The following is a 24921-nucleotide window of genomic DNA, read 5'->3' as shown; positions in this document are numbered from 1 at the left end:
TGGCAGGTTGCCATGTGAAAGTAGGTCATCGCCAAGCACCAAACTCGAAAGCCCGCCGAATGACGCGGGCTTTTTTTTTGTATGCTTGTTTTACGGAACGACGTTTGTTGTTTTGAATCAAATCGATATGAAGAAAATCGTTAATAAAAATACCGTAACAAACTTTCTTGCATTGCTGATTATCGCGTTGGGTTACGTTAGTCCGTTTTATTCATCGCCTATAAAAGCGATCGGTTTTTTTGCATTTTCCGGAGCGATTACTAATTGGCTTGCCGTTCATATGTTATTCGAGAAGGTGCCGTTTTTGTATGGCTCGGGTATCATTCCGGCACGTTTTGAAGAATTTAAAATCTCAATTAAACACTTGATGATGGAGCAATTTTTCACTCCGCAGAACATAGAACAGTTTATCGAAAATGAAGAAAAGCAAGGAGGCAAGGTATTAAATCTGAGTCCGCTATTGAGTGCCGTGGATTACGATAAGATTTACGATGGCTTGGTATCTTCGATTATGCATTCCTCATTCGGTGGTATGTTGATGATGGTAGGAGGGGAAGAAGCCTTGCATCCATTGAAGCAACCTTTTATTGAAAAAGTCCGGCACACACTAACAGACATGGTAGAGTCGGAGCGATTTAAACACGCGCTGCAACAGGGATTAAACGCGCATAAAATCAGTGAAGATTTAACTGACAAAATCGAACTGGTCATTGACAAGCGTTTGAGTGAGTTGACGCCAGAGATGGTTAAAGAGATCGTTCAAGCCATCATTAAAACGCATTTGGGGTGGTTGGTTGTTTGGGGTGGCGTTTTCGGCGGTTTACTCGGCGCATTATTCGGTTTGGCTTGAGTTAAACAATGCATGCGGTTGAATTGTTCTATGAGAGTTACGGTAAACCGAGTCCGAATCCCATCATCATCTTGCACGGTTTTTTAGCGTCGACAAGAAATTGGCGCAATATTGCAAGCCGGTTAGCGCTTAAACACCGGGTTTATGTGTTGGATATGCGCAATCACGGCGCATCGCCTCACGAAGAGCGGATGGATTATCCAATCATGGCGCATGATGTGCTGGAGTTTATGAATGGTCTGGAAATCGAAAAAGCCCATCTGCTTGGCCATAGCATGGGCGGCAAGATTGCAATGAGCGCGGCATTGTCTAATCCGGAGCGCATTCAAAGTTTGATGGTGGCCGACATAGCGCCGGTCACTTATAACCACAGCTTTGATAACATGATAGACGCGCTTCGGCGCTTGCCGCTAGAAACGCTCAGCAACCGGAAAGAAGCGGAACAATTCTTGGCGGAAGCCATTCCCGATCTCGCATTCCGGCAATTTTTGCTACAAAACCTGCTGTTGAAAGATGGAGCATATCACTGGCGGATCAACCTGGAGATTATTCAGCGGACGGCGCACCATATCGTCGGTTTTCCGAGCGAATACCAAAGGCCTTTCGACGACAAAGCTTTGTTCATCGCCGGGCAACATTCCGCTTACGTCCGGCCCGACGCCGTATTCGGATTATTTCCAAACGCACAAATCGTGGAAATCCCCGACACAGGGCATTGGTTATACGTTCAAGCGCCGGATAAGTTTTGTCGGATCGTAGAGGATTGGATAGCGACAGCCTAACTTGGCTTAGATGTTCTGCCCGTCGGTACACTAGGAAAGATGAATAGCGACACTATGCTAGTCAGCTCCGAATAAATGTGCCGTAGCGGTATGGGTTGATGCCAGAAAATTCAGAATACATAAGCAAAGAAGGCGACGCCAATATGAGGATGTTGTTATTGCGAGATTTTATGTCTAATGCCCGTAAAGACGACGTCGGCGAATATTTATCCTTGTCGATTACCCGCGTGGATAACTATGTCTGTGTTCGAATTACCTTGACCGAAATGCAGCCGCTAAGCTATACGGCAATTATCCCTGACAGCGGGCCGATTGATTTAGATAACGTAAAATTTGTCAGGCAGAGCCGAGGCCTGGCCTTATAAAACAGTCTGATATCGTCCCCGACAAAGTAACCGCATGTGTTAAAATGTTGTGACAACACGATTTTATTGCGAATTTCTATCCTATTTCGCATCGTGCAGCAACAGCCCAGCTCAGTTCATTTGCTGGCATCTTTGTTTTTCTTAACTTTAAATTCAATATGCTTATGAATAAACCTAAAAAAGTTGCTATTTTGACTGCAGGTGGTTTGGCGCCTTGCTTAAATTCAGCGATTGGTAGCTTGATTGAACGCTATACTGAAATCGATCCGAGCATCGAAATCATTTGTTATCGCGGTGGTTATAAAGGCCTGTTGTTAGGTGACTCTTATCCGGTTACCGCGACAGTGCGCCAAAAAGCCGGTTTGTTGCAACGTTTTGGTGGTTCAGTGATCGGTAATAGCCGCGTTAAGCTCACCAATGTAAAGGACTGTGTCAAACGTGGCTTGGTCAAAGAAGGTGAAGACCCGCAAAAAGTCGCGGCTGATCAATTGGTCAAAGACGGCGTCGATATTCTGCATACCATCGGTGGCGACGATACCAATACCGCGGCGGCCGATTTGGCGGCCTTTTTGGCTAGCAACAACTATCCATTGACCGTAATCGGCTTGCCTAAAACCGTCGATAACGACGTGTATCCGATCAAACAATCGTTGGGTGCGTGGACTGCCGCCGAGCAAGGCGCACGCTATTTCATGAACGTGGTGGCGGAAAACAATGCCAATCCACGTATGCTGATCGTTCACGAAGTCATGGGACGTAACTGCGGCTGGTTGACTGCCGCGACCGCCCAAGAATATCGCAAATTGTTGGATGCTTCGGATTGGTTGCCAGAGCTAGGACTGTCGCGCGAGTCGTATGAAGTACACGCGGTTTTCGTGCCAGAAATGGCGGTCGATCTTGAAGCCGAAGCGGCGCGCTTACGCGCGGTGATGGATAAAGTCGATTGCGTCAATATCTTCGTTTCGGAAGGCGCCGGCGTCGAAGCTATCGTGGCGGAAATGCAAGCCAAAGGTCAGGAAGTGCCTCGCGATGCATTCGGCCATATTAAGTTGGATGCGGTCAATCCCGGCAAATGGTTCGGCGAGCAATTCGCGGAAATGGTTGGCGCGGAAAAAACCTTGGTGCAAAAATCCGGTTATTTCGCGCGTGCCGCGGCATCCAATGTGGCCGACATGCGCTTGATCAAATCGTGCGCGGATCTAGCCGTTGAATGTGCTTTCCGTCGTGAAGCGGGCGTAATCGGTCACGACGAAGACAACAATAACGTCTTGCGTGCGATCGAGTTCCCCCGCATTAAAGGCGGCAAACCGTTCAATATCGACAGCGATTGGTTCGAGAAAATGCTGGGCGAAATCGGCCAAGCTAAAGGCGCCAAAGTCGAAGTGAGCCACTAAGGGTCCTGGTAGGGGGGGCGGATTTATCCGCCCTTTTTTGGGTTGCGAGGAATCGCCCTCACAACCCTAGCTGGCTTAAACTCTGATGGTCGTCCGGGCGCCGGCCCAAAGGCCAGTGAAACAAGCGCTCCTGTTGTTTGATCGGCAAATCGTTGATGCTGGCAAAGCGTCTTTGCATCAGGCCGTACTCGTTAAACTCCCAATTCTCGTTGCCGTAGCTGCGAAACCAGTTGCCCGCGTCGTCGTGCCACTCGTAGGCAAAACGCACCGCAATGCGGTTGTCGGTAAAGGCCCACAATTCCTTGATCAATCGGTAATCCAATTCCTTGGCCCATTTGCGTTGTAGAAATGCGTGGACTTCGGCTCGGCCTCTGGGAAATTCGGCCCGGTTGCGCCAGGTGGTATCTTCGGTATAGACCTGCACCACGCGGTCCGGGTCGCGGCTGTTCCAAGCGTCTTCCGCCATGCGCACTTTTTGCGCGGCGGTTTCGGCGGTAAACGGCGGTAAGGGCGGTTTGGTTTCCATCGGCTCGCTCCTGGATGACATGAATGGGTATGTAGACAGAACTGTCTATGTGTGATGGTAGCAATGATAGACGAAGTTGTCTACAATCGCCAGCCATGAATTCCACGAACTTATTAGCGGATAAACCCGCGCGCGAACGTATATTATTGACTGCGCACGATTTGTTTTATCGAGACGGTATTCGGGCGACCGGAATCGACAAAGTCATCGCCGAAGCCAAGGTCACCAAAGTCACTTTTTACAGACACTTTCCCAGTAAGAACGATTTGGTCCGAGCGTTTTTAGACTATCGCCACCAAGTTTGGATCGGCTGGTTCAAGGACGCTCTAAAACGCCACGGTACCACCCGCGAGGGATTAATGGCATTGATTCCGGTGTTGTCCGAATGGTTTGAAAATCCAATCTATCGGGGCTGCGCTTTCATCAATATCGCAGCCGAATTAGGCCGGAGTTTGCCCGAAGCGCTCAGCATTTGCCGTAACCACAAGCAGGACATGGTGGCCATCATCGCCGAATTGTTGCCGCCTAGTCATTCGCGCATGGCGCTGGCCGATGCCGCTGCGATTGCGGTAGACGGCGCAATTGTAAGAGCGCAAATGGAATGCGGGCCCGGGGCGGAAAAAACCGCGTTGATTGCTTTGTCGAGTATATTGCAAGCATTGGCCGCGCTATCTTCGAAAGAGTAGGCGCCACAGCAGCTTTTCCAGGCCGACGGTGGTATAGACGATCAGCCCGGCCGCGACGATCAACAACCACTCGTCCAAGCCGATGGCTTCGCTGCCGAATAATGTCTGCATCGCCGGCGAATAGGTGAACAGCCCTTGCAGAGCAATCATGGCGACGACCCCGAATATGACCCACAGGTTGGAAAACAAGCCGACATGGAACATCGAATAATGCAGAGACCGGCAGTTGAACAAATAAAACAGCTCGCTGCATACGAAGACGTTGACCGCAACGGTGCGGGCCTTGGCGAGCGACTCGCCTTGCATCAGCTCCCACTCGAACAGGCCGAAGGCGCCTGCCAGCAATAACACGCCAACCAAGCAGATGCGCATGATCAGGTGCCGGGTGAGTATGGGTTGTCCGGGCGCGCGCGGTTGCCTTTCCATCAAACCGGGTTCTTTGGGTTCGAAGGCCAGCATCAAGCCCAGCAGCACCGCGGTGGTCATATTGATCCAGAGAATCTGCACGGGTGTGATCGGCAGAGCCACGTTGGCGATGACCGCCGCCACGATGACCAGGCCTTCCCCGAGGTTGGTGGGCAAGGTCCATGCGATGAATTTGACCAAGTTGTCGAAGACGCCGCGGCCTTCCTCGACTGCGGCTTCTATCGTTGCAAAATCGTCGTCGGTCAACACCATCGCGGCCGCTTCCTTGGCCACTTCGGTGCCGCCGAGGCCCATCGCGACGCCGATGTCGGCTTGGCGCAATGCCGGCGCATCGTTGACGCCGTCGCCTGTCATGGCGACGACTTGGCCGCTTTCCTGCAAGGTCTGGACTAACTGTAATTTCTGTTCGGGCGCGATGCGGGCATAGATGTCGCAATCTGTTACCAGTTGCTGATAGCGATCGGGCTCGAGTTTTTGCAGTTCGGCGCCGCTGGTCACGCACGACGTGTTTTTCATTCCGAGTTGCTGGGCGATGGCCAGCGCGGTGACCGGGTGGTCGCCGGTGATCATCTTCACTTGAATGCCGGCGCGATAACAGGCGGCGATGGCGGAAATGGCTTCCGGTCTCGGCGGATCGATCATGGCCTGCAAGCCCAAAAAGGTCAGGCCGGATTTCAATTCTTCGTGGCAGACCCGGTTATCCGAATCGTCGCAGCGGGCGAAGGCCAATACCCGCAAACCTTGTTTGGCCAGCTTTTCTTGTTGACGATGGACGGCTTCGACATCGAGCGCGACCGCATTCATTTCGGCGTCGTAGGCTTTGTCGCAGCGCGAAAGTATGCTTTCCAGCGAACCTTTCAAATAAATGTGGCGTTGGTCCGATGCCAGGTTATGGTGCAAGGTAGCCATGAATTGGTGCTGGGATTCGAACGGTATGGCGTCCAGGCGCGGATGATCGTCGCTAACGCTGGCGTGGTGCAGGCCGGCTTTGTGCGCGGAGACCAACAGCGCGGCTTCGGTCGGGTCGCCTTCGATGCGCCATTGGTCGAGGTCGGCGATCAGGCGGGCATCGTTGCACAGCAGGCCGGCCTTCAGAGTCTCGACTAAAGCGGCGTTCGATGCCGGATCGATAAGTTTACCGTCGACCGAGAACTCCCCCTCCGGCGTGTATCCGCTGCCGCCGACGTCGTAACGAGCACCGCCGGCATAAACGGTTTTCACAGTCATTTGGTTTTGCGTCAGGGTGCCGGTTTTATCCGAACAAATCACCGTGGTGCTGCCCAGCGTTTCGACGGCGGGTAATTTGCGGATGATGGCGTTACGCTTGGCCATGCGCGACACGCCGATCGCCAGCGTGATGGTAATCGCGGCGGGCAAGCCCTCCGGAATGGCGCCGACCGCCAATGCAACGGCGGCCATGAACATGTTCAGCATGGATTCGCCGCGAAACACGCCAACCGCAAAGGTGATCACCGCAAAATCGATGATGACCCAAAGCAGCAAATGGCTGAATTGGCTTATTTTTTGAGTCAGCGGCGTTTCGAGGTCGGTCGCGGCGACTATCATGCGGTTGATCAGGCCGATTTCGGTGCGGTCGCCGGTTTCCACGACCAGGCCTAAACCGCTGCCGAAGGTAACCAGCGTAGACGAATAAGCCATATTGCTGCGATCGGCGAGTACGGTCGATTCGTCTAGGTTTTCCGGCTGTTTGTCTACCGGCACCGATTCACCGGTCAGTGCCGATTCGTCGATGCGTAGCTCACGGCATTGCAGTAAACGCAGGTCCGCCGGAATTCTATCGCCGGATTGGAGCGATACGATGTCGCCCGGCACCAGTTTGTCAGCCGGAATGACGCAGCGTTGCCCATTGCGTATTACCGTGCTGTTGACATTTAATACCCGAGACAGCGCGTTAATTGCCCGTAAAGCGTTGGCTTCCTGTATGAAGCCGATGATGGCATTGATCAAAACCACGCCAAAAATGACGCTGCTGTCCACCCATTCTTGTAAAAAAGCCGTAATCGCACCGGATACGATCAAGATGTAGACTAAGGGTTGATGGAATTGGGACAGAAACAGGATTAACGGGCTTTTGCCGCGGCGAGGGGTTAAGCGATTGAAGCCGTATTGTTGCAAACGTTGCTCCGCTTCCGCTTCACTCAAGCCCTGCTCAGAGTTCGAGCTTAGTTGAATCAATAAGTCTTCGGGCGATCGACTGTGCCAAGCGGTTTTATTTGAACTCTTCATAGGATTCGGGTATCGGGTTTGCGTTGTCGGTTGTGGCGGAACCGGATGCGGCTCTCTAAATTATCAGCAAATTTTTTGCGCTTGTTCCTCATACAGTATAAGGTTATATTCGGTATTCGAGTCTCAAGCTATATTTTAAAAACAAAAACAACAAATTGGAGGAGATGATGGGTGGTCTAATTGAAATTTGGTTTTTTATGCTATTGATTGCATGCGTCGCGTTCGCGCCGTTGGGTTATTTCATTTACATGTATACGATGAAAAACGGCGAGCCCTTCGGCGATATCGAACCGCACGGGGATAGTGAATCCAAAGTATTGGATATGGCATGCAAACTGATTGATATGGTAAAAGGCGCGCTAGCCAAAAAATAATTGCCCAGTACAAACGAAAAAGCCGGGACTTGCCGGCTTTTTTGTTTCATTTCTTGCCGCAAGTCGGGCAGGCCGCATTTTTCTTTAAGCGTAGCGTCTGCCATTCCATTGTCAGTCCGTCGAGTAATAACAGGCGACCGGTCAAGGTTTCGCCGATGTTCATGATCAGCTTCATTGTTTCCAAAGCCTGAGTGCTGCCGACAATACCGGTAATCGGTGCGATGACGCCGTTATGAGCGCAGTTTTGTAATTCCTCGCCGTCACTTTGGTATAAGCAGTTGTAGCACGGGCTATTGTTCCGGCCTGGCGTGAAAACGCTTATCTGACCTTCGAATCGGATGGCTGCACCGGATACCAGCGCCGTGTGTTCCAAAACGCACGCCTGGTTGATCGAGAAGCGGGTGCGAAAGTTATCGCTACAATCCAATACCACATCGGCGGTCGACACTTCCTTTCGCAATTGCTCGTCTTGTAAGCGAAGTCTTCGAGCCAGAACCTTAACTTCCGGGTTGATATTTTTTATCGCGTTTAGGGTTGAAATGACTTTATCGACCCCTATATCGGAGGTGCCATGGGCTATCTGGCGTTGCAAATTGGTGATATCCACTTGATCGTCGTCGTAGATCGTAATTTGCCCGACACCGGCTGCGGCAAGATACATTGCGGCGGGCGAGCCGAGGCCGCCGGCCCCGACAATCAAGACTTTGGCATCTAGAAGTTTTTGCTGGCCGGCGATATCGATTTGCGGCAGCATGATTTGACGGCTGTAGCGGAGTAATTGTTCGTCGTTCATGTCGATAAGTGCGTTGGATAGGCCGCAGATAATGCCAAAGAGCTTGACAGAGTGCAAAAGCTCGATATTATTAGCACTCATTGCAAGAGAGTGCTAATAGTTCTATCTTTAACTTTTTTTCTAAAGGAGACATTGATGAAAATTCGTCCGTTACATGACCGCGTTGTCGTAAAACGTGTTGAAGAAGAAACCAAAACCGCTGGCGGCATCGTACTGCCTGGTTCCGCGGCAGAGAAACCTAGCGAAGGCGAGGTGTTGGCCGTAGGTCCCGGCAAGCCGCTAGATAACGGTCAAGTGCGTGCTCTGGAAGTTAAAGTTGGCGACAAAGTGTTGTTCGGCAAATATTCCGGGACGGAAGTCAAAGTCGGTGGTGAGCAATACGTCATCATGCGCGAAGAAGACATCATGGGCATCTTGGGTTAATCCCAAACAATTGTTTATCAATTCGTTAACAGATTTAGGAATATAAAAAAATGGCAGCAAAAGACGTAAAATTCGGCGGTGACGCTCGTTCTCTGATGGCGCAAGGCGTCAACATCCTGGCAAACGCAGTTAAAGTTACTTTGGGTCCTAAAGGCCGTAACGCCGTTTTGGACAAAAGCTTCGGTGCCCCAACCATTACTAAAGACGGCGTATCGGTCGCTAAAGAGATCGAGTTGAAAGACAAATTCGAAAACATGGGCGCGCAAATGGTTAAAGAAGTGGCGTCCAAGACTTCCGACGTCGCCGGCGACGGCACCACAACCGCAACCGTACTGGCTCAAGCCATCGTCAACGAAGGTTTGAAATCCGTTGCGGCCGGCATGAACCCGATGGACCTGAAACGCGGTATCGACATGGCGGTCACCGCGGCGGTTAGTGCCATCGAAAAAGCGGCAACGCCTTGCAGCGACAGCAAAGCCATCGCTCAAGTAGGTACCATCTCGGCTAACTCTGACGAATCGGTCGGTGCAATCATCGCCGAAGCAATGGAAAAAGTCGGTAAAGAAGGCGTGATTACCGTCGAAGAAGGTTCCGGCTTGGAAAACGAACTGGACGTCGTAGAAGGTATGCAATTCGACCGCGGCTACCTGTCTCCGTATTTCATCAACAAACAAGAAAACATGAGCGTCGAACTGGAAGAGCCGTTCGTCTTGTTGTACGACAAAAAAATCTCCAACATCCGCGAAATGTTGCCTATCCTGGAAGGCGTGGCTAAATCCGGCCGTTCCTTGCTGATCATCGCCGAAGACGTGGAAGGCGAAGCGTTGGCCACTTTGGTCGTCAACAACATGCGCGGCATCGTGAAAGTCGCTGCGGTTAAAGCGCCTGGTTTCGGGGATCGCCGTAAAGCCATGCTGGAAGACATCGCAATCCTGACCGGCGGTACCGTCATTTCCGAAGAAGTCGGTCTGTCTTTGGAAAAAGCCGATCTGGACATGCTGGGTACCGCAAAACGGGTACAAATCAACAAAGAAAACACCACCATCATCGACGGTGCCGGCGACGAAGGCCAAATCAAAGGCCGCGTTGCGCAAATCCGTGCTCAAGCCGAAGAAGCGACTTCAGACTACGACCGTGAAAAACTGCAAGAACGTCTGGCTAAACTGGCCGGCGGGGTTGCGGTGATTAAAGTCGGTGCCGCTACCGAAGTGGAAATGAAAGAGAAGAAAGCCCGCGTCGAAGACGCGCTGCATTCTACCCGCGCTGCGGTAGAGGAAGGTGTGGTTGCCGGCGGCGGTACTGCATTGATTCGCGCATTGTCCGCTCTGGAAGGCCTGCAAGGCAAAAATCACGATCAAACCGTCGGTATCAACATCCTGCGCCGTGCGATGGAAGAACCGTTGCGCCAAATCGTAGCCAACGCGGGCGACGAAGCATCCGTGGTTTTGAACGAAGTCAGAAAAGGCAGCGGTAACTTCGGTTACAACGCGGCAACCGGCGAATACGGCGATATGATTGATATGGGTATCCTGGACCCGGCCAAAGTGACCCGTTCTGCGCTGCAAAACGCCGCTTCCGTTGCCGGCCTGATGATTACTACTGAAGTGATGGTTGCCGAACATCCTGCAGACGAAAAACCAGGCATGCCTGATATGGGCGGCATGGGCGGCATGGGTGGCATGGGCGGTATGATGTAATTTACCGTTTAAGCACTCGGCTCAAACCGAAAACCTCGGCGCCGGAAAAGCGCCGAGGTTTTTTTATGTCTAAGCGGTATATGAGTCAAAGCGGGAGCTCAAATGTTATTGGCGGTGGACTTCGTCTGTTAGATGTGTGGTAGGATAATCCGTAAAATAACTGAATTAAACTCAATGTATGATTATGGCCGCTTTATCGATTTTGATTGTCGATGATAATGAGATGAATCGTTGGCTTTTGACCGAGCAAATCCAATATTGGACACAGGATATTACCTTGGCATGCGATGGTGGCGAAGCTTGGGAGTTGCTTCAAAAAAATTCGTATTCTCTTGTATTTATCGATGTAAATATGCCGGTAATGAACGGATCTGAATTAGTTAAAAAAGCAAGGGCGGGCTGTATCAATCAGTCCGTGCCGATGATTGCGATTACCGCTCACGTTCAGATTCAGCGTAGACATTTATTAATCGCGGATGGTTTTAACGAGGTCTTGATCAAACCGATCGTATTGGCGGATTTACAGCGTGTCATATCGCAGTGGTGTACTTCGGCAAACGGAATTACCAGCAATTATTACACCGACACGCTATTGGAAAAAGTGGAGCATAATCGGGAGCTGGGACGGTTATTTTTACAAAAACTTTTTCAAGAGGTGCCGGGACAATTGACCGGCATTAACCGGGCTTTGCAAAACGATCAAAATCAACAGGCTTTGGAAATTGCTCATAAACTGCACGGTACCTTTTGTTTTTACGGCTTCGAAAACTTTCGAGAACTCGCCGGTAAGATCGAGCAGTATTTGCTCGATTCAGATATATCTAATGCAAAACATCAGATTCGATTAATCATGGCCAGGTTTTCTGAATTGCAGAATATGAAAGCATCGCTGGAAAATCAGTTGGCGGAACCTAGCTCGTCAGCTCGGTAAGGGCGAAGTTTTTCCGCTCGATTTTGTTCAAGGACGCAATGTCAGCCGCTTAGGTACAGACGTATTTCTCGGTACGCGTACGGCAGCTCAATTGAAAACGATGGAATAACGGCCTGATCGGGTCCGACAAAAAGTTGCATCCGTGTCGGCTTGGAAACCGGAACCGGGCGCCACACAGACCTCTCAACATAAACCGGGCCGGAAGTGCTGCGGTTCATCAGGACTGGCGGCCAAAATTCCAGCGGTATTTTTTTATACGGTTCTTTTACAAGGCCAAGTCGCGTTAAAATAGCCGCTCATTCAGACAACCGCTAATTTCCTGATGGTTTTCCCCTATTACGGAAAATTCGGTGGCGATACTTTTATAAAGCAAACAGGTCGAATTTATACATGGCATTGTACGTTTTCAAATTTGGCGGCACGTCCGTCGGTTCGGTCGAGCGCATAAAAGCGGTCGCTGAAAAAGTTAAAAATGCCCGCGAATCGGGTGATCAAATCGTGGTGGTGGTTTCAGCGATGAGCGGCGAGACCAACCGTTTGGTGGGTTTGGCTAAGGAAATGCAGACACAGCCCTGCGGCCGAGAACTGGACGTTTTACTGTCCACGGGCGAGCAGGTCACCATTGCATTGCTGTCTATGGCATTACATAACCTAGGCGTGGATGCGCGCTCCTATACCGGCGGACAAGTACGAATCTTGACTGATAGCGCTCATACCAAGGCGCGTATCCGCGAGATCGATGAAGCCAACATACGCGCCGACCTTAACGCCGGGCGCGTCGTCGTCGTGGCCGGTTTCCAGGGTGTCGATGAAAACGGCAACATTACGACCTTGGGCCGGGGCGGTTCGGATACGACGGGTGTGGCCTTGGCCGCAGCCTTGAACGCAGACGAGTGCCACATCTATACCGACGTAGACGGCGTATACACCACGGACCCGCGCGTAGTGCCCAAAGCGCGCCGCTTGGAGAAAATTACCTTTGAAGAAATGTTGGAAATGGCCAGTTTAGGCTCCAAGGTGTTGCAGATCCGCTCGGTCGAATTTGCCGGTAAATACAATGTCAAATTGCGGGTGCTGTCTTCATTCATGGAAGGTAACGGCACCCTTATTACCTATGAGGAATCAGAAATGGAAAAAGCGTTAATCTCGGGCATTGCCTTTAACCGCGACGAGGCAAAACTGACTCTAACCGGTGTGCCCGACTTGCCCGGCGTCGCTTTCAAAATCCTGGGACCGGTTGCCGCCGAAAATATCGAAGTCGATATGATTGTGCAGAATATTTCGGAAAATGGCACGACGGATTTTACCTTTACGGTTAACCGTAGCGATTTTGCTCGCGCAAAAAAAGTGTTGGAAGGCTTACGCGCAGATCTCGGCGGCGATACCGTTATCATCGGTGACGACAGTATCGTCAAAGTCTCTATCGTCGGGGTTGGCATGCGCTCTCATGCCGGTATCGCCAGCACGATGTTTAAAGTGTTATCGAATGAAGGCATTAACATTCAGATGATTTCGACTTCCGAGATCAAGATTTCGGTGGTCATTGACGAGAAATATCTGGAACTGGCCGTACGCGCTTTACATAAAGCGTTTGGTCTGGATCAAGAATAATCGGTTTATCGTTGGGGCCGTTCCATCATTTATCGGCGGGATCGATCGCTTAAAGGAGGCGCTCGCCTGTCAATTGAGCGCGCCATTCTGTTTTTGTAAACGCGCCAGTAAATTTTGTGCGGTCCGGAGTGCTTGTTTTGCGATGAAGCATGCCCATAGATTGTTGTCGGAACTGGATTGGGTATTTGCCAAGGCGGTGTAATAAGCTGTGCGACCGGCGTCGTCACTTGCAAAATTGAGGAGCGGATAGCCTTCCTCCAGTAAAATCAGATTCAATGCGAGTCTGGCGCAAAGACCGTTGTAATAGGGGAATAGCTTTAAGGATTCCAGGCGCAAGCATAATTCGCCGGCAAAAACCATGGGATGTAAAAATGGACCTTCCAGATGCGCCCAGTGAATGGCGTCGGCAATTAAGCTTGCCAATTCTTCAGGCGAAGGAGCCGGTTTACCATTTGTTAAGATGGCGGTTTGATCGCGATACGAACCGCTCCGGTCCGTATTGATTGCTCTCGCCAACAGTCTATGCAGTTGCTTTAGCAATTCTTCAGATAGCAGCGCTTGTTCGTCGGCTTGGTCGCGAATTAATTGAATCGCTTGAAAATGATTTAATGCCGCCAGGTTTTCCGCCATCGGCTTTCCCGGCAGCATCAAGCCGGTACGTATGACCATTTCCGTTTCCCGCTGGTCTAAAGAGCCGCCTTCCAGGCGGTTGCTATGGTAAGTGTTTTCGATCGCCAGGATATCGAGCCATGCGCGTTCCTGTAAGCAAGGTTGAAGTTGCAGTTCGGTTTTTAGCAAGTCGATTTCGCTGAGTAGCAGTTCCAGATTATCGATTTCCGCCATCTAAAGCCCCTGTAGTAAGTTATAGCGTTTTTTATCCGTAGGGCATCGTTACGCCGCGCAGTTCGTAAAACTCCCGCATGAATGCGTCGAAACGTCCGGTTTCGATCGCATCGCGCATGCTCTGCATCAGTTCCAGATAATAATGTAAATTATGTATGGTATTCAGGCGCGATCCCAGCATTTCCTTGCATTTGTCCAGATGCTTCAGATACGAGCGCGAATAGTTGCGGCAGGTATAGCAGGTGCAATCCTCATCCAGGGGGCGGGTGTCGAATTGGTATTGATTGTTTCGGATTTTGATGACGCCGTAGCGGGTGAATAAATGTCCGTTACGGGCGTTGCGGGTAGGCATCACGCAATCGAACATATCCACGCCGCGGCGTACCGCTTCGACTAAATCCTCCGGGGTGCCGACGCCCATCAGGTAGCGGGGTTTGTCGGCCGGCATTTCGGGCATGATCGCATCCAGAGTTTCCAGCATCTCGTGTTTGGGTTCTCCCACCGACAGGCCGCCGACGGCATAGCCGTCGAAGCCGATGTTGGTTAAGCCGTTGATCGATTCGCGGCGCAGCTCCGGGTACATGCCGCCTTGTACGATGCCGAACAGGGCGGACTCATTACCTTCATGCGCGCGTTTGCTGCGCTCGGCCCAGCGTAACGATAGCCGCATCGAATCGGCGGCCTGTTGGTAGGTGGCCGGGTACGGCGTGCATTCGTCGAAAATCATCACGATATCGGAACCCAAATCCCGCTGCACCTGCATCGATTCTTCCGGTCCCATGAAAATCCTGCCGCCGTTGACCGGCGACTTGAATGTGACGCCTTGTTCGCTGATCTTGCGCAAGGCGCCCAGACTGAAGACCTGAAAGCCGCCGGAATCGGTCAATATCGGTTTCCGCCAGCGCATGAAATCATGCAAGTCGCCATGGGCTTTGACGACATCCATGCCCGGACGCAGCATCAGGTGAAAGGTGTTGCCGAGTATGATTTGGGCGCCAAGGCTATCCAAGTCTTCCGGCGTCAGGGATTTAACAGTGCCATAGGTGCCTACCGGCATGAAAATAGGCGTCTCGATGACGCCGCGAGCGAGCGTCAGTCGGCCGCGGCGGGCTTGGCCGTCTTGGGTTTTGAGTTTGAATTGCATGATCGAAAAAAGGTGAAAAGTCGGCGCCTTACATGTCCATCAGCATCATCGGGATGCCGTAGGTCAGCACGAAATAGCTGAAGGCGAAAATTAGGCTGACGTTGGTTGGTTGGTCGAAGAAGCGGCGAAAGATGTAGGCAACGATAGTGACGTACCAAAGGACCAAAAATACCCCCAGCCCCGTGGCGACTTCTTCATAATACGGTCGGTGATTGATCACCATCCAAAAATAAAGGGCTTCGACGGCGACCGCTAAAGTCATGATGAAGTTTTCGCAGACAAAAATAGAGGTGTACAAGCGGCCGAAGTAAGGCCATTTTTTTTCGTAAAGCAACAGCGCGGCGACGGAGCTGAAAGCCATGATGATGCGTCCGATCACTTCCAACGGACCTTCGACCGGGTCGGCGATCAGGCCTTCCACGATGAAACCCGATAACAGATAGAAAGCCACGTTTTTCCACATGAAGGAGACTGTCGGAGTCAATTCCATGGGGTTGTTTCTAAACCAGCAAGTGGAAAGGTATGCGAGCAATAATTTCATGGCCGGATATTACACGTAGAAAGAGTAGGGGACTTAAAACTTAACCAAAACCGCGTATTATAATGGGAGCCGGCTGGTTTTGTGATCGGAAATGTGTCGAGCTTTTATTGAGTTCCTGTCTTGGAGGCACTTAATCTATCCGGGTAATGCGATGATCCGCGTCGGGTCGGATAAGCGGGTTGGTGCTGAAATAACGTTCCAGTGCGTCCAAATCGAGCACGCCACCCAAGCGTTCGCCGCCTTGTCTGAACAGATAAAACTGGTCGCCGCCATTGGCCAGAAAACTATTTACGGTTACCCGATAGTTGCTACCGGCATCGACCGGTATGCCATTAAGCGTAATACTGCCGGGATCGACCTTATGGCAAGGCGCGCCGCTTGCTCGCCAACCATAGTGGAAACCTGCGGACACTTGCAGGATGCGATTAACCGGCTGGCCTTGGGACGGAGCATCGTCCGGGTAGGCTTCGGTGCAGCCGCGGAACTGTTGTTCCAATAAGGTATGAATTTGCGCGCCGGTCAAACTCATCGTCACCAAGTTATTGCCGAAAGGCTGTACTGCAAAGGCTTCGGTATAAGTGATGTTACCGTCGCCTTCGCCGGCGCGGCTTGAGGCATAGCTTAAATCCGTTCTTATCGAACCTTGATTGATAAATGCGATTTCGGCTCCGCCGGACGCTTTTGATCGAGTGGCGGCCAATTGCGAGTCCGCGATCAGATCGCCCAAGGCGGATTCGCCGGCGTCGTTTTGGGTTCCGGAAATATCGGCGCTAATTCGGCCGATGACCCGATTGGCCAGTGGCTCCGCGATCGTTCCGTATTTATCCACTAATGTCTTGATCGTTGCGTCTGGCTCGATACCGGGCCGGTTGCGATCAACAATCATGTTACGGGCAGTGACGCCGGTAATATCGCCGCTTGACCGGTTTATCCAAACGCGGATGTCGGTCAAAAGTCGTCCTTGCGCGCTGGCGCTGGTGACCGGAATCAATCGTCCGCGCCGGTTGGCGATTCGGCAATTATAGGCTTGATGCGTATGGCCGGAGATGACCAAGTCGACCGCGTCGTCCAAATGCGCGACGATGGTCTCGATCGGCGAGCCGGCCAGACTTTTGTCACATCGGTTTATGGTCGAGACATTCAACGGCGCCGGCACGGTGCCGCCTTGATGGATCAGCAATACAACGGCTTCGACGCCATCCGCGCGTAATTTCGGAACCAAGGCATTCACGGTTTCGGTTTCGTCCAGAAACGCCAAACCGGAGATGCCGTCGGGTGAAACGATGGTGGCGGTTTCTTTTAAGGTCATGCCGATAAAAGCGATGCGGACGCCGTCTATGTGCTTGATCGTATAGGCGGGGAATAGTGTACGGCCGGAGGCGATGTCGATCACGTTGGCGGCAAGAAATTCGAAACGAGCACCCTCGAACGGTACCGGCGTGCCGACCGCTGCGCCGCGGCAGGTATTGACGCCAGTGGGGTGGCAGCCGCCTTGTCGCATTCGCTGCAGCTCGGTTTTGCCTTCGTCGAATTCGTGGTTCCCTACGGCATTCATATCCAAGCCTAAACGATTCATCACTTCTATGGTGCCTTCGTCGTGGAACAAGGCCGATATCAAAGGTGAGGCGCCGATCAAGTCGCCGGCCGATACGACTATCGTATTAGGGTTTTGTCGTTTCAGGTTGGCGACATAGCCGGCCAATTGATCGGCGCCGCCAATCGGAATGCCGTTGTTCGAGCCGTCGCCTGCGCTTTGCGCCAAGTTGCCGGGCGATTCCAGTTGGCCATGAAAATCGTTGAAGGCGACGATCTTTATTTGCGCCGTATCGCTGTCAGGCACGCGAGAAATGGAGCATCCGGTCATAAATAACTGGCCGGCCGCCAAGCAGAGGCCAAAAGCGGTTTTAAACGGTTTCATGTTATAAGCTTCCGTAGCCTGTTTACGCAAATGCCATGAGTTATAAAACGTGCCGCGATAATCTTGGCATAGTATAGACGGGAGAAAACGGAGCGGCGCGCTGTAAGGCAAACCCGCTTGGCTTTGGCGGCCGATCGAACGGTTATGGAAGGGCGATTTGCAATTCAAGATTGCCGCGTCGTTTGTCTGATAAACCTTGAAAACGGCGATCGCAAACCGACATAGTGTAGAACGGCAACATGGGCGCGTAACGGATATAAAGTCTTTTTTCAGGGTGGTTTGACTATCTGACGTTAGGATATCCTCCAAAATAACTTCCCGATATGGCAATAGTCACTGGGGACGTACCGAGTGAGGATGTCGGCGGCAAGGACGCTGCCGTCAAGCCCCCCCATGGAAGGAGTCACGGCGTTCCTCATTCGGTATGCCCCAGGGTTCGCACCGGCAAAACGGGAAGTTGTTTTTGGCCAAATCCTTAGCTGCCGCAGGAAACCATGTTTTTTCAACAACCGGACTATCGCCGATTTCCGAAAACCCCATGTCAGCTCGAAACTTTTTGACAAAAATATTGTTTAGATAGTCAGATCTTAATAGCTCTAACATTGGCAGGAGTGGAATTTTGACGTTGTCCGATTCGTTATATGCTGCGACGAACAAGCTTATTGATTCGAGCAGCCCCTATCTGCTGCAGCATGCACACAACCCGGTCGACTGGTATCCGTGGGGCGAGGAAGCCTTTGCCAAGGCGCGCAACGAAAACAAGCCGATTTTGCTCTCAATCGGGTATTCCACCTGCTATTGGTGCCACGTAATGGAAAGGGAGGTTTTTGAAAATCCCGAAGTCGCCAAGGTGATGAATCAGTCTGTCGTCAGCATCAAGATCGACCGCGAGCAGCGCCCTGACTTGGATGAAATCTATATGACGGCCACTCAAATCATGACTCAGCGCGGTGGCTGGCCGAACAACGTGTTTGTCACACCGGATTTGAAGCCGTTTTTTGCGGGTACTTATTTTCCACCGGCCGATTTTACGTCCGTGGTTCGGCAGATTCACGATCTTTGGACAAGAGATCAAGCCCTTATAGAAGCTCAGGCCGACCGGCTCGCTTCCGCCATCGCTCAGATCAAGCGACAGGAAAATGAAACGGGCGGCAATTTCGCCGGACCACAAGAAATCGACGCCTTGGTCCGGCACTACGCCGATTACTACGACAACCGGCTGGGCGGTTTTTATCAAGCTCCGAAGTTTCCAAATGAAGTCGCGCTATTATTTCTACTGGACGCCTACCGCTTAACCGATAACAAGCCGGCGCTGGACATGGTTCGCGGTACGCTGGAAGCGATGGCGCAAGGCGGCATTCACGACCCGGTCGGCGGCGGCTTCCATCGTTATGCCACCGATGCGCAGTGGCGTATCCCCCATTTCGAGAAGATGCTTTACAACCAGGCCTTGCTGGGGCGCGCCTACACGGAAATTTATGCTCTTTCGAACTGGTCGGAAGCCCGCGCGGTCGCCGAAGGTATTTTTGATTTCACCCTCCGGCAGATGACGCTCAAAGACGGCGGCTTCTGTTCTGCGCTGGATGCCGAGACCGATGCCGTGGAGGGCGCATATTATGCCTGGACGGAAAAAGAGCTGCATGAAGCCTTGGATAAGGAATCCTATGCTTGGTTGATGGACCACTACGGATTAGCGGCGATTCCTGAGATTCCCGGCCACAAGCACACCGACGGCAAAGTCCTGTATCTGAAACAAGCGCTTGCCGCTATTGCCAAGGCGGGCGGCCAGCCTTATGAGGATGCGATCGCCCGACAGCAGTCCGTGATGGCCGCACTACGAAAAGTCAGGGACAAGCGCAAATTGCCCTATGTTGACGACAAAATCGTCACGGCTTGGAACGGGCTGATGATAGACGCATTAGCCCGAGCCGGGCAAGTCATGGGAAAGGCCGAATATACCCGGGCCGCCGGACGCGCAGCCGATTTTCTTCTGGCCAATTTGCAAAAAAATGACAGCACCTTCTATCGTACCTGGCGTAACGGCAAGGCTGAAATTGCGGCCTATTTCGAGGATTATGCCTTCCTGATCCAGGGACTGGTATCCACCTACCGGGCGACCGAAGACGATAAGTACTTGCATGCGGCCAAGGCTCTGGTGGTCCGGGTTGGAATGCTGTTCCTGGACGCCGAGCACGGCGGCTATTATTTCACCGACGGCAGCGAGCGCTTGCTGGTGCGCACGAAGAATGCGTTGGATTCGGCCCTTCCTTCCGGCAATGCGGTGATGGCGCATGCCTTGCTGGATCTTTACGAAGTCACGGGCAATCCGGAGTGGAAACAGCAGGCCGAAGGGCTACTCAAAGCATTCGGACAGCCCGTCAAGGACAATCCGAGAGGCTATGTGCACATGATGCACGCGCTGCTTCGCCTGATTCGATTGACGCCGGAGCAACAGGAATCACAGCGGCCGATTGAGCCGCCGGCGCGAGAGGAGGCGGCGGAAACCAAAACGCATGTGCGGGTTAGCGTATCGGTATCCGGGCGTACAGGAAACAGCCTCACTGTTACGGCGGCCCTCGACATCGCCGAAGGTTGGCATATCAATGCCAATCCGGCCAGTCTCGATTTTCTGATTCCTACCGCTGTTGATGTTCGAGAAAGCTCCGGCAAGGCGCGAGTAAAGCCGGCCTATCCCGAAGCGCTCGCTATGACCACGCCATTGGGTCAAATTAAAGTGTATAAAGGCGAGTTAAGGATTCCGGTGCAGGTGACGCTTCCGGGCGACGTCGAAAATCTTCGACTGATCGTCCGCGCTCAGGCCTGCAAAGAGGCTATCTGTCTGGCGCCGTCGGATTGGATTATTCCGTTGACCTTAAAATAGCAGAGGACCTTGATTTGCGCGTTTTACCAATAGTTGCGGAAAGCATCCCTTCGGTCTGTTGCAGCCGCGATGAAAACAGCGGCGAGGCCCGGTCAACCGGCGGTAAAATATAGCGCGCTCCGCAGCACCGACCCGGCGTAATAGAGCAGGAACGTCCAAATCTCAAAGCGGTCATTCCGGTCCGGCCGGTCGTTATGAAAACAATCCGCCATCAGATACACCGGTCGGATTTCGGCTCCGCCGAAATCCATCACGTATCATTTTGAACGAATAGAAATGCGGGGATGAAAACCGGCTTGAAACGATGACGGATCATGTTCGATACCGGAGTGGACCGATCGACGCAACCTTAGGCCGTAAGCGACGGTTTGCGGCGGCCGATCGCGCCGATGCCGGCTAAAGCCGTCCCGAATAGCCAAACCGCTGCCGGCACCGGGACTGCTGTAACGGTAATCGTGTTCCCGTCGAGCGTAAAATTCATCGTGTCGGAGCTTAACGTTACCGTATAGTCCGCGTGATCCAGTATGGGATTGTCATAGCCCGAAGGAGCTGAAAACGAGTCCGGACTGCCGCCGAAACCGTTGTATCTGCCCTCCGCTTCTTCCGGTGTCAATCGATAATCGGCCACTAAAAAAAGATAGTCGCCCGGTTGCGCAAACGTCACGTCAAACCACGGGTCGCGCCGCCAATGCACGGAACCGTCCTCGCTCTCTTCGGTTTGCAGATGGCTGCTCACCAGCACCGGACTAGTTATTTCACTCAGCCCATTTTGATAAACGGCACAGTTGTTATCGGTATCGTCGCAACGGACAATAGCGTCCGCAGCATCCAGGTGCCCGTCATCCTTGTAAATATGAGTATCGGGGTCCAGCCAGGTAAATTCGCCGTCGCCATTGATATCGACAGGGGTATTGACCGTCGTCGATCTGTGATCGGTCGCCTCGTAAGCTGCCAAATCGACAGTAAAACTTCCCGCGCTTTGAACGTTAAACTTCCAGGCATCGTAAGAAGTGCCTCCGGCGATTTGATTGATAGTGCCCGAAAATGAAAGGACGTTGGCTTCCGCCGTAAGGTTAAAACCTCCGGCCAGTATAACGGCCAGCGCCGGCGATAGTATGGTTCTGTTCATGTCTCACAATCCTAATTGTTGTCATGCTGTGTGGAAAAATCGATACTGATTGATCGCTCAAGTCTATCAAGCAAGTAGCATTGACCGGCCCAGTGCCTCTAGTACAAACACATTTCGCACCAAAGCATAAAATCCTTTAAATACATGAGCATAATGATTGAAATTCATTCGTGCCGCCGGGAAAAAACGAGCGATATCACACAATACACGGCAAATAACACACATAGCTTGGACGCCAGCGTTCGGGCAAATGGTAGTGCGTAATCCGGTGTTTCAACGTGGCGGCCAATTTTGTTAACAAAGTCATCGTCTTGCCGAGGAATTTCATGCGCCGCGATGGCGGGGGCGGTCAGATGCGCGACTCGATCAAAAGCATCTGACCTCAGCGCACCGTCGACAAAATAACGAGTACTATCGCCCAGGATAAAGAAGATACATGCCACGCCGCTACGGTTTGCGCCGGCAGATCGGAATATGAAAAAACAATACCGGCACTAATTATGTAAAAATGTCGCCTTTAAGGTTACAAGCGGCTTACCGGTATATACGCGCCGCCGCTTCATATTCTGCCGATTGAAAAAGTTGAATTTCGTTTATGCTAAACCAGATAAAGCTCTTTTTTGAGCAGCACATAGCGCTTCCGCCGACCGAAAAGTCTCGCGAGGAAAATCTACGGATCGCTTGCGCGGCGTTGTTGATCGAAATGATGCATATGGACGATAGATTAAAAAAGGAAGAACAAGAAAGCATCCGAGCTAGACTTGAGGCGCTGTTTTCGCTGTCGCCGGCACAGACGAACGCTTTAACCGAATTAGCCGAAGATCAAAGAAAAGCCGCAACCGATTACTTTCAGTTTACTCATTTGATCAATCGGGAATTTTCTACGGAACAAAAAATCAAGCTTATTGAATCGTTGTGGCGAGTTGCGTACGCCGATGGCGATCTGAGTATGTACGAAGAATATTTGGTCCGAAAAATTTCGGACTTGATAGGGGTATCGCATACCGATTTCATTATCTTAAAAAATCGCGTCAAAGCGGAATTGACTAAAGACGGCATGGCGAAATCCTGACGGGTAAAATCCGAACTTCATCTTGCCGCCTTACCAAAGAGCTTTGATGGCATTAGTTAGGAATAACTGGCTTTGGCAATAGGCGCCATTGAAGAAGTTAAAAATCCAGCCAGGTGACGGTCAGCTATTGATGACAAAGCGGCCCCTTTATCAGAACTATATTTTTTTCATTCGATAGTCCCCTACTCAATTTTGTTCGGTAAGGAGAGTGAAAACGACGTCATACCTTGGCAAGCGGATGCCGAAAACGACCGCGTCGTATTCGGTGCCGGCATCCAACATAGCGATGTTCGGTTAACCCGGCAAAGCAACGGCGATCTGCTGATTACCCTGTATAACAGCGCTGCCGCCGGCCTGAGGCTGGAAAACTGGTTTAGTGATTCGGCGGCGATCAGCCGTTTTCAATTCGCCGACGGCTCTGAAATGAGTATGGCGGCACTGGACGCGTTACGGCATCCGTTAGTGGCGGGAAGCAGCGGCGACGACGTATTGGCCGGTTCACGCTACGCCGATATCCTGCAGGGCTTGGCCGGCAACGATAGCCTGGACGGCGGCTCGGGCGAGGACAGACTGGAAGGCGGTACCGGTGTCGATACCTATTGGCTGAAAACAGGCGCGGGCATCGACACCGTGATCGAACAACCGAACGAATCCAGCATCATCCGACTGGTTGGCCTGGCATTCGCGGATCTCGACGCCGGCATCGATGGTTCGGATTTGTTCGTGACCTGGTTAAACGGCGACCAAGGTTTGAAGTTGGCCGATTACGATACGCTCACTCACGATTGGTCGGTTCAGGATCAAAGCGGCGAAATCTGGCCGTTAGCGGCGGTGCTGTCGGCCAACGCATATGGCTCATCAATTCGTCAACGCCGGATTTACCCAACTCGACGACGGGCGTTTCGAAAAAAAACCGGAACTGATCTTGAATTACGATTTTTTTCACTACGACGCGTATTCGACGCCTAAGCCGGACCAAGAATATGGGTACCTTGGCTCGTTGCAGTGGAGAATCAGGGCCAAAAGAGGTGCTGAACGCAGATTTGGCTCGCTGGTATCACCCGAACAAGCGCTACCGACCCAAACAAATGGCAGCCTAGTCAATTTGCTAAGGTTTTTGGCGGCATGTCATACGGCAAATGCCTGATACCATTGGGGGAAATGACGTAATTCGCAATTGGTTTAACTTTCAGCTTGGGAATGTTCAAATGAAAATGAGTCTGTCGGCAAATGGTTTCAATTTAACAATACGGCGCAATGCCCGTTGGTTATTGCGCCTTGCAGTCTTGCTGGTAACTTTCATTAACTTAGAATTTAGTTACTCGCAAGAGAAGCATGCAGATGGTATTTCGGAAACTAATCAAGACAACGTGAAGGTTGATTTGGTAATGGAAAAAAATAAAGATTTCCTATTTGATACATGTAAGTACAACCCAATCCATTATGCAAAAATAAAGGCGGAAATTGAAAAAGCCTATCCAAAAGAATCAAGCAGTAAATTGCTTTTAAATTCACTTAGTAATTTTGAAAAAAAAATTGATGCAAAACCTTGCACAGATTTTGTTGCGTTAAACGAAAATGGATTGTTACCCAGCAGGGATGAACTAAAAAGTAAAACAAAACTCGGCAAACGTTGGGAACCGCCGACTAACGCTAAGCTGTATTGGTTCACTAAACGTTGCTCTGAACCAAATGGCAATGAGACCAACTGGTCTATTTTTTTACTATCAGATATTGAGGATAAAATCACTGCCATTCAACTTAATCCGTTTATGGACAACGATAAGAATTTTGCAGCGCGCCATATTAAATTAAATTTTGACTATTTCTCTGGTCCGAAAGCGATGCAAGTCGTGCTTCAAAGCCTAATAAAACCGGGAACAGATCGACAAAAAGTATTTGAATTTATGGATAATAATGTTGAAGCAGGTATTTATAGCAAGATTTTTCGAAAAAGAGAGCAGGGTATAACATTAAAGGGCAGCAAGGGTAGCACGTTTGGATATACCTCTATTGATGAACCTGAAATTACTATGAGAATTCGTCCGTTCGAGTATAAAACAATAATTAGTCTTGATTTTGACAAATCTGATCGACTTGTTGAGGTTTGTGTTGTGCGTTAATTTTTTAAATTCATTCATAGAGAAAATATCATGTCAAAAATATTAATTGAATCAAAGACCGTGGCTTATGTGACTCCGTGAGATCATCTATCAGGCTGTTGATTTTATCGCCCCCGCAATCCGCATTGATTCGCTGAGCCAGCCGCTAGATTAACTTATAAAGCA

At 51.2% G+C, this 24921-nt stretch carries 22 protein-coding genes; 14 read left to right on the top strand and 8 right to left on the bottom strand.

What is annotated here, in order from left to right:
- The 4 genes from ACW73I_RS20835 to ACW73I_RS20820 form a co-directional block, all read left to right on the top strand.
- Positions 1-850, top strand: an 850-nt coding sequence (locus ACW73I_RS20835; RefSeq protein WP_458031430.1) for a hypothetical protein, incomplete at its 5' end; no start/stop codon positions are given.
- A gap of 8 nt (positions 851-858) precedes the next feature.
- Positions 859-1632, top strand: a complete 774-nt coding sequence (locus ACW73I_RS20830) for an alpha/beta fold hydrolase (RefSeq protein WP_458031429.1) — start codon at positions 859-861, stop codon at positions 1630-1632.
- Positions 1633-1730: 98 nt separating this feature from the next.
- A complete protein-coding gene (locus ACW73I_RS20825; protein ID WP_458031428.1) occupies positions 1731-1997 on the top strand; it encodes a hypothetical protein in 267 nt (88 codons plus the stop codon).
- 164 nt (positions 1998-2161) lie between these two features.
- Positions 2162-3391: a pyrophosphate--fructose-6-phosphate 1-phosphotransferase gene (locus tag ACW73I_RS20820; RefSeq protein WP_458031427.1), complete on the top strand. Its 1230-nt coding sequence runs from the start codon at positions 2162-2164 to the stop codon at positions 3389-3391.
- A gap of 58 nt (positions 3392-3449) precedes the next feature.
- Here ACW73I_RS20820 and ACW73I_RS20815 read toward each other — a convergent pair whose 3' ends face one another.
- The gene (locus tag ACW73I_RS20815) at positions 3450-3917 is read right to left on the bottom strand and encodes a nuclear transport factor 2 family protein (protein WP_458031426.1); all 468 of its coding nucleotides are present in this window, start codon (positions 3915-3917) and stop codon (positions 3450-3452) included.
- A gap of 95 nt (positions 3918-4012) precedes the next feature.
- On the opposite strand from ACW73I_RS20815, the gene ACW73I_RS20810 reads away from it, so the two are divergent.
- The gene (locus ACW73I_RS20810) at positions 4013-4603 is read left to right on the top strand and encodes a TetR/AcrR family transcriptional regulator (RefSeq protein ID WP_458031425.1); all 591 of its coding nucleotides are present in this window, start codon (positions 4013-4015) and stop codon (positions 4601-4603) included.
- On the opposite strand, the gene ACW73I_RS20805 is transcribed toward ACW73I_RS20810, so the two are convergent.
- Positions 4586-7276, bottom strand: a complete 2691-nt coding sequence (locus tag ACW73I_RS20805; RefSeq protein ID WP_458031424.1) for a cation-transporting P-type ATPase — start codon at positions 7274-7276, stop codon at positions 4586-4588. The two genes, ACW73I_RS20810 and ACW73I_RS20805, sit on opposite strands and share 18 nt — an antisense overlap.
- A gap of 164 nt (positions 7277-7440) precedes the next feature.
- Between ACW73I_RS20805 and ACW73I_RS20800 the strand changes: the two genes are divergently transcribed.
- Positions 7441-7650 carry a hypothetical protein gene (locus ACW73I_RS20800; protein ID WP_458031423.1) on the top strand — a complete coding sequence of 70 codons (210 nt, stop codon included), beginning with the start codon at positions 7441-7443 and terminating at the stop codon, positions 7648-7650.
- 46 nt (positions 7651-7696) lie between these two features.
- Here the strand turns inward: ACW73I_RS20800 and ACW73I_RS20795 are convergent, their stop codons facing one another.
- Positions 7697-8443 carry a HesA/MoeB/ThiF family protein gene (locus ACW73I_RS20795; protein WP_458031431.1) on the bottom strand — a complete coding sequence of 249 codons (747 nt, stop codon included), beginning with the start codon at positions 8441-8443 and terminating at the stop codon, positions 7697-7699.
- A gap of 135 nt (positions 8444-8578) precedes the next feature.
- Here ACW73I_RS20795 and groES point away from each other — a divergent pair, with 135 nt between their 5' ends.
- From groES to ACW73I_RS20775, 4 genes are all read left to right on the top strand, one after another.
- On the top strand, positions 8579-8866 hold the full coding sequence (groES, locus tag ACW73I_RS20790) for a co-chaperone GroES (protein ID WP_458031422.1): 288 nt from the start codon (positions 8579-8581) through the stop codon (positions 8864-8866).
- A 50-nt stretch (positions 8867-8916) separates the two neighbouring features.
- On the top strand, positions 8917-10563 hold the full coding sequence (groL, locus tag ACW73I_RS20785; RefSeq protein ID WP_458031421.1) for a chaperonin GroEL: 1647 nt from the start codon (positions 8917-8919) through the stop codon (positions 10561-10563).
- Between the two features lie 178 nt (positions 10564-10741).
- The gene (locus ACW73I_RS20780) at positions 10742-11494 is read left to right on the top strand and encodes an Hpt domain-containing response regulator (protein WP_458031420.1); all 753 of its coding nucleotides are present in this window, start codon (positions 10742-10744) and stop codon (positions 11492-11494) included.
- A 390-nt stretch (positions 11495-11884) separates the two neighbouring features.
- Entirely contained in the window at positions 11885-13105 is a 1221-nt protein-coding gene (locus tag ACW73I_RS20775) for an aspartate kinase (RefSeq protein ID WP_458031419.1), read from the top strand.
- A 69-nt stretch (positions 13106-13174) separates the two neighbouring features.
- On the opposite strand, the gene ACW73I_RS20770 is transcribed toward ACW73I_RS20775, so the two are convergent.
- From ACW73I_RS20770 to ACW73I_RS20755, 4 genes are all read right to left on the bottom strand, one after another.
- Positions 13175-13948: a Fic family protein gene (locus ACW73I_RS20770; protein WP_458031418.1), complete on the bottom strand. Its 774-nt coding sequence runs from the start codon at positions 13946-13948 to the stop codon at positions 13175-13177.
- Positions 13949-13979: 31 nt separating this feature from the next.
- Entirely contained in the window at positions 13980-15092 is a 1113-nt protein-coding gene (tgt, locus tag ACW73I_RS20765) for a tRNA guanosine(34) transglycosylase Tgt (RefSeq protein ID WP_458031417.1), read from the bottom strand.
- A gap of 28 nt (positions 15093-15120) precedes the next feature.
- Complete coding sequence (locus ACW73I_RS20760) at positions 15121-15582, bottom strand: hypothetical protein (protein WP_458031416.1); 462 nt, start codon at positions 15580-15582, stop codon at positions 15121-15123.
- Between the two features lie 181 nt (positions 15583-15763).
- Positions 15764-17551: a bifunctional metallophosphatase/5'-nucleotidase gene (locus ACW73I_RS20755; protein ID WP_458031415.1), complete on the bottom strand. Its 1788-nt coding sequence runs from the start codon at positions 17549-17551 to the stop codon at positions 15764-15766.
- Positions 17552-18170: 619 nt separating this feature from the next.
- Here ACW73I_RS20755 and ACW73I_RS20750 point away from each other — a divergent pair.
- Complete coding sequence (locus tag ACW73I_RS20750) at positions 18171-20432, top strand: DUF255 domain-containing protein (RefSeq protein ID WP_458031414.1); 2262 nt, start codon at positions 18171-18173, stop codon at positions 20430-20432.
- Between the two features lie 349 nt (positions 20433-20781).
- Here ACW73I_RS20750 and ACW73I_RS20745 read toward each other — a convergent pair whose 3' ends face one another.
- Entirely contained in the window at positions 20782-21561 is a 780-nt protein-coding gene (locus ACW73I_RS20745; protein ID WP_458031413.1) for a VPLPA-CTERM sorting domain-containing protein, read from the bottom strand.
- 595 nt (positions 21562-22156) lie between these two features.
- On the opposite strand from ACW73I_RS20745, the gene ACW73I_RS20740 reads away from it, so the two are divergent.
- The 3 genes from ACW73I_RS20740 to ACW73I_RS20730 all read left to right on the top strand — a co-directional run bounded on the left by ACW73I_RS20740 (position 22157) and on the right by ACW73I_RS20730 (position 24756).
- Positions 22157-22633: a tellurite resistance TerB family protein gene (locus ACW73I_RS20740; RefSeq protein WP_458031412.1), complete on the top strand. Its 477-nt coding sequence runs from the start codon at positions 22157-22159 to the stop codon at positions 22631-22633.
- 192 nt (positions 22634-22825) lie between these two features.
- Entirely contained in the window at positions 22826-23602 is a 777-nt protein-coding gene (locus ACW73I_RS20735) for a calcium-binding protein (protein ID WP_458031411.1), read from the top strand.
- A 170-nt stretch (positions 23603-23772) separates the two neighbouring features.
- Entirely contained in the window at positions 23773-24756 is a 984-nt protein-coding gene (locus ACW73I_RS20730) for a hypothetical protein (protein ID WP_458031410.1), read from the top strand.
- Positions 24757-24921 lie beyond the last annotated feature (165 nt).

The organism is Methylomonas sp. MgM2 (genome assembly GCF_054172045.1).
This window is presented reverse-complemented; position numbering and strand designations above follow the sequence as displayed.

Excerpts from the sequence above, each read along its gene's own strand:
- ACW73I_RS20825 (WP_458031428.1), top strand. The coding sequence starts at position 1,731 with ATGCCAGAAAATTCAGAATACATAAGCAAAGAAGGCGACGCCAATATG.
- ACW73I_RS20815 (WP_458031426.1), bottom strand. The coding sequence starts at position 3,917 with ATGGAAACCAAACCGCCCTTACCGCCGTTTACCGCCGAAACCGCCGCG.
- ACW73I_RS20795 (WP_458031431.1), bottom strand. The coding sequence starts at position 8,443 with ATGAACGACGAACAATTACTCCGCTACAGCCGTCAAATCATGCTGCCG.
- tgt (WP_458031417.1), bottom strand. The coding sequence starts at position 15,092 with ATGCAATTCAAACTCAAAACCCAAGACGGCCAAGCCCGCCGCGGCCGA.
- ACW73I_RS20770 (WP_458031418.1), bottom strand. The coding sequence starts at position 13,948 with ATGGCGGAAATCGATAATCTGGAACTGCTACTCAGCGAAATCGACTTG.
- ACW73I_RS20830 (WP_458031429.1), top strand. The coding sequence starts at position 859 with ATGCATGCGGTTGAATTGTTCTATGAGAGTTACGGTAAACCGAGTCCG.
- ACW73I_RS20780 (WP_458031420.1), top strand. The coding sequence starts at position 10,742 with ATGATTATGGCCGCTTTATCGATTTTGATTGTCGATGATAATGAGATG.
- ACW73I_RS20800 (WP_458031423.1), top strand. The coding sequence starts at position 7,441 with ATGATGGGTGGTCTAATTGAAATTTGGTTTTTTATGCTATTGATTGCA.
- ACW73I_RS20775 (WP_458031419.1), top strand. The coding sequence starts at position 11,885 with ATGGCATTGTACGTTTTCAAATTTGGCGGCACGTCCGTCGGTTCGGTC.
- groL (WP_458031421.1), top strand. The coding sequence starts at position 8,917 with ATGGCAGCAAAAGACGTAAAATTCGGCGGTGACGCTCGTTCTCTGATG.
- ACW73I_RS20805 (WP_458031424.1), bottom strand. The coding sequence starts at position 7,276 with ATGAAGAGTTCAAATAAAACCGCTTGGCACAGTCGATCGCCCGAAGAC.
- ACW73I_RS20745 (WP_458031413.1), bottom strand. The coding sequence starts at position 21,561 with ATGAACAGAACCATACTATCGCCGGCGCTGGCCGTTATACTGGCCGGA.
- ACW73I_RS20755 (WP_458031415.1), bottom strand. The coding sequence starts at position 17,551 with ATGAAACCGTTTAAAACCGCTTTTGGCCTCTGCTTGGCGGCCGGCCAG.
- ACW73I_RS20820 (WP_458031427.1), top strand. The coding sequence starts at position 2,162 with ATGAATAAACCTAAAAAAGTTGCTATTTTGACTGCAGGTGGTTTGGCG.
- ACW73I_RS20760 (WP_458031416.1), bottom strand. The coding sequence starts at position 15,582 with ATGGAATTGACTCCGACAGTCTCCTTCATGTGGAAAAACGTGGCTTTC.
- ACW73I_RS20740 (WP_458031412.1), top strand. The coding sequence starts at position 22,157 with ATGCTAAACCAGATAAAGCTCTTTTTTGAGCAGCACATAGCGCTTCCG.
- ACW73I_RS20810 (WP_458031425.1), top strand. The coding sequence starts at position 4,013 with ATGAATTCCACGAACTTATTAGCGGATAAACCCGCGCGCGAACGTATA.
- groES (WP_458031422.1), top strand. The coding sequence starts at position 8,579 with ATGAAAATTCGTCCGTTACATGACCGCGTTGTCGTAAAACGTGTTGAA.
- ACW73I_RS20730 (WP_458031410.1), top strand. The coding sequence starts at position 23,773 with ATGCCTGATACCATTGGGGGAAATGACGTAATTCGCAATTGGTTTAAC.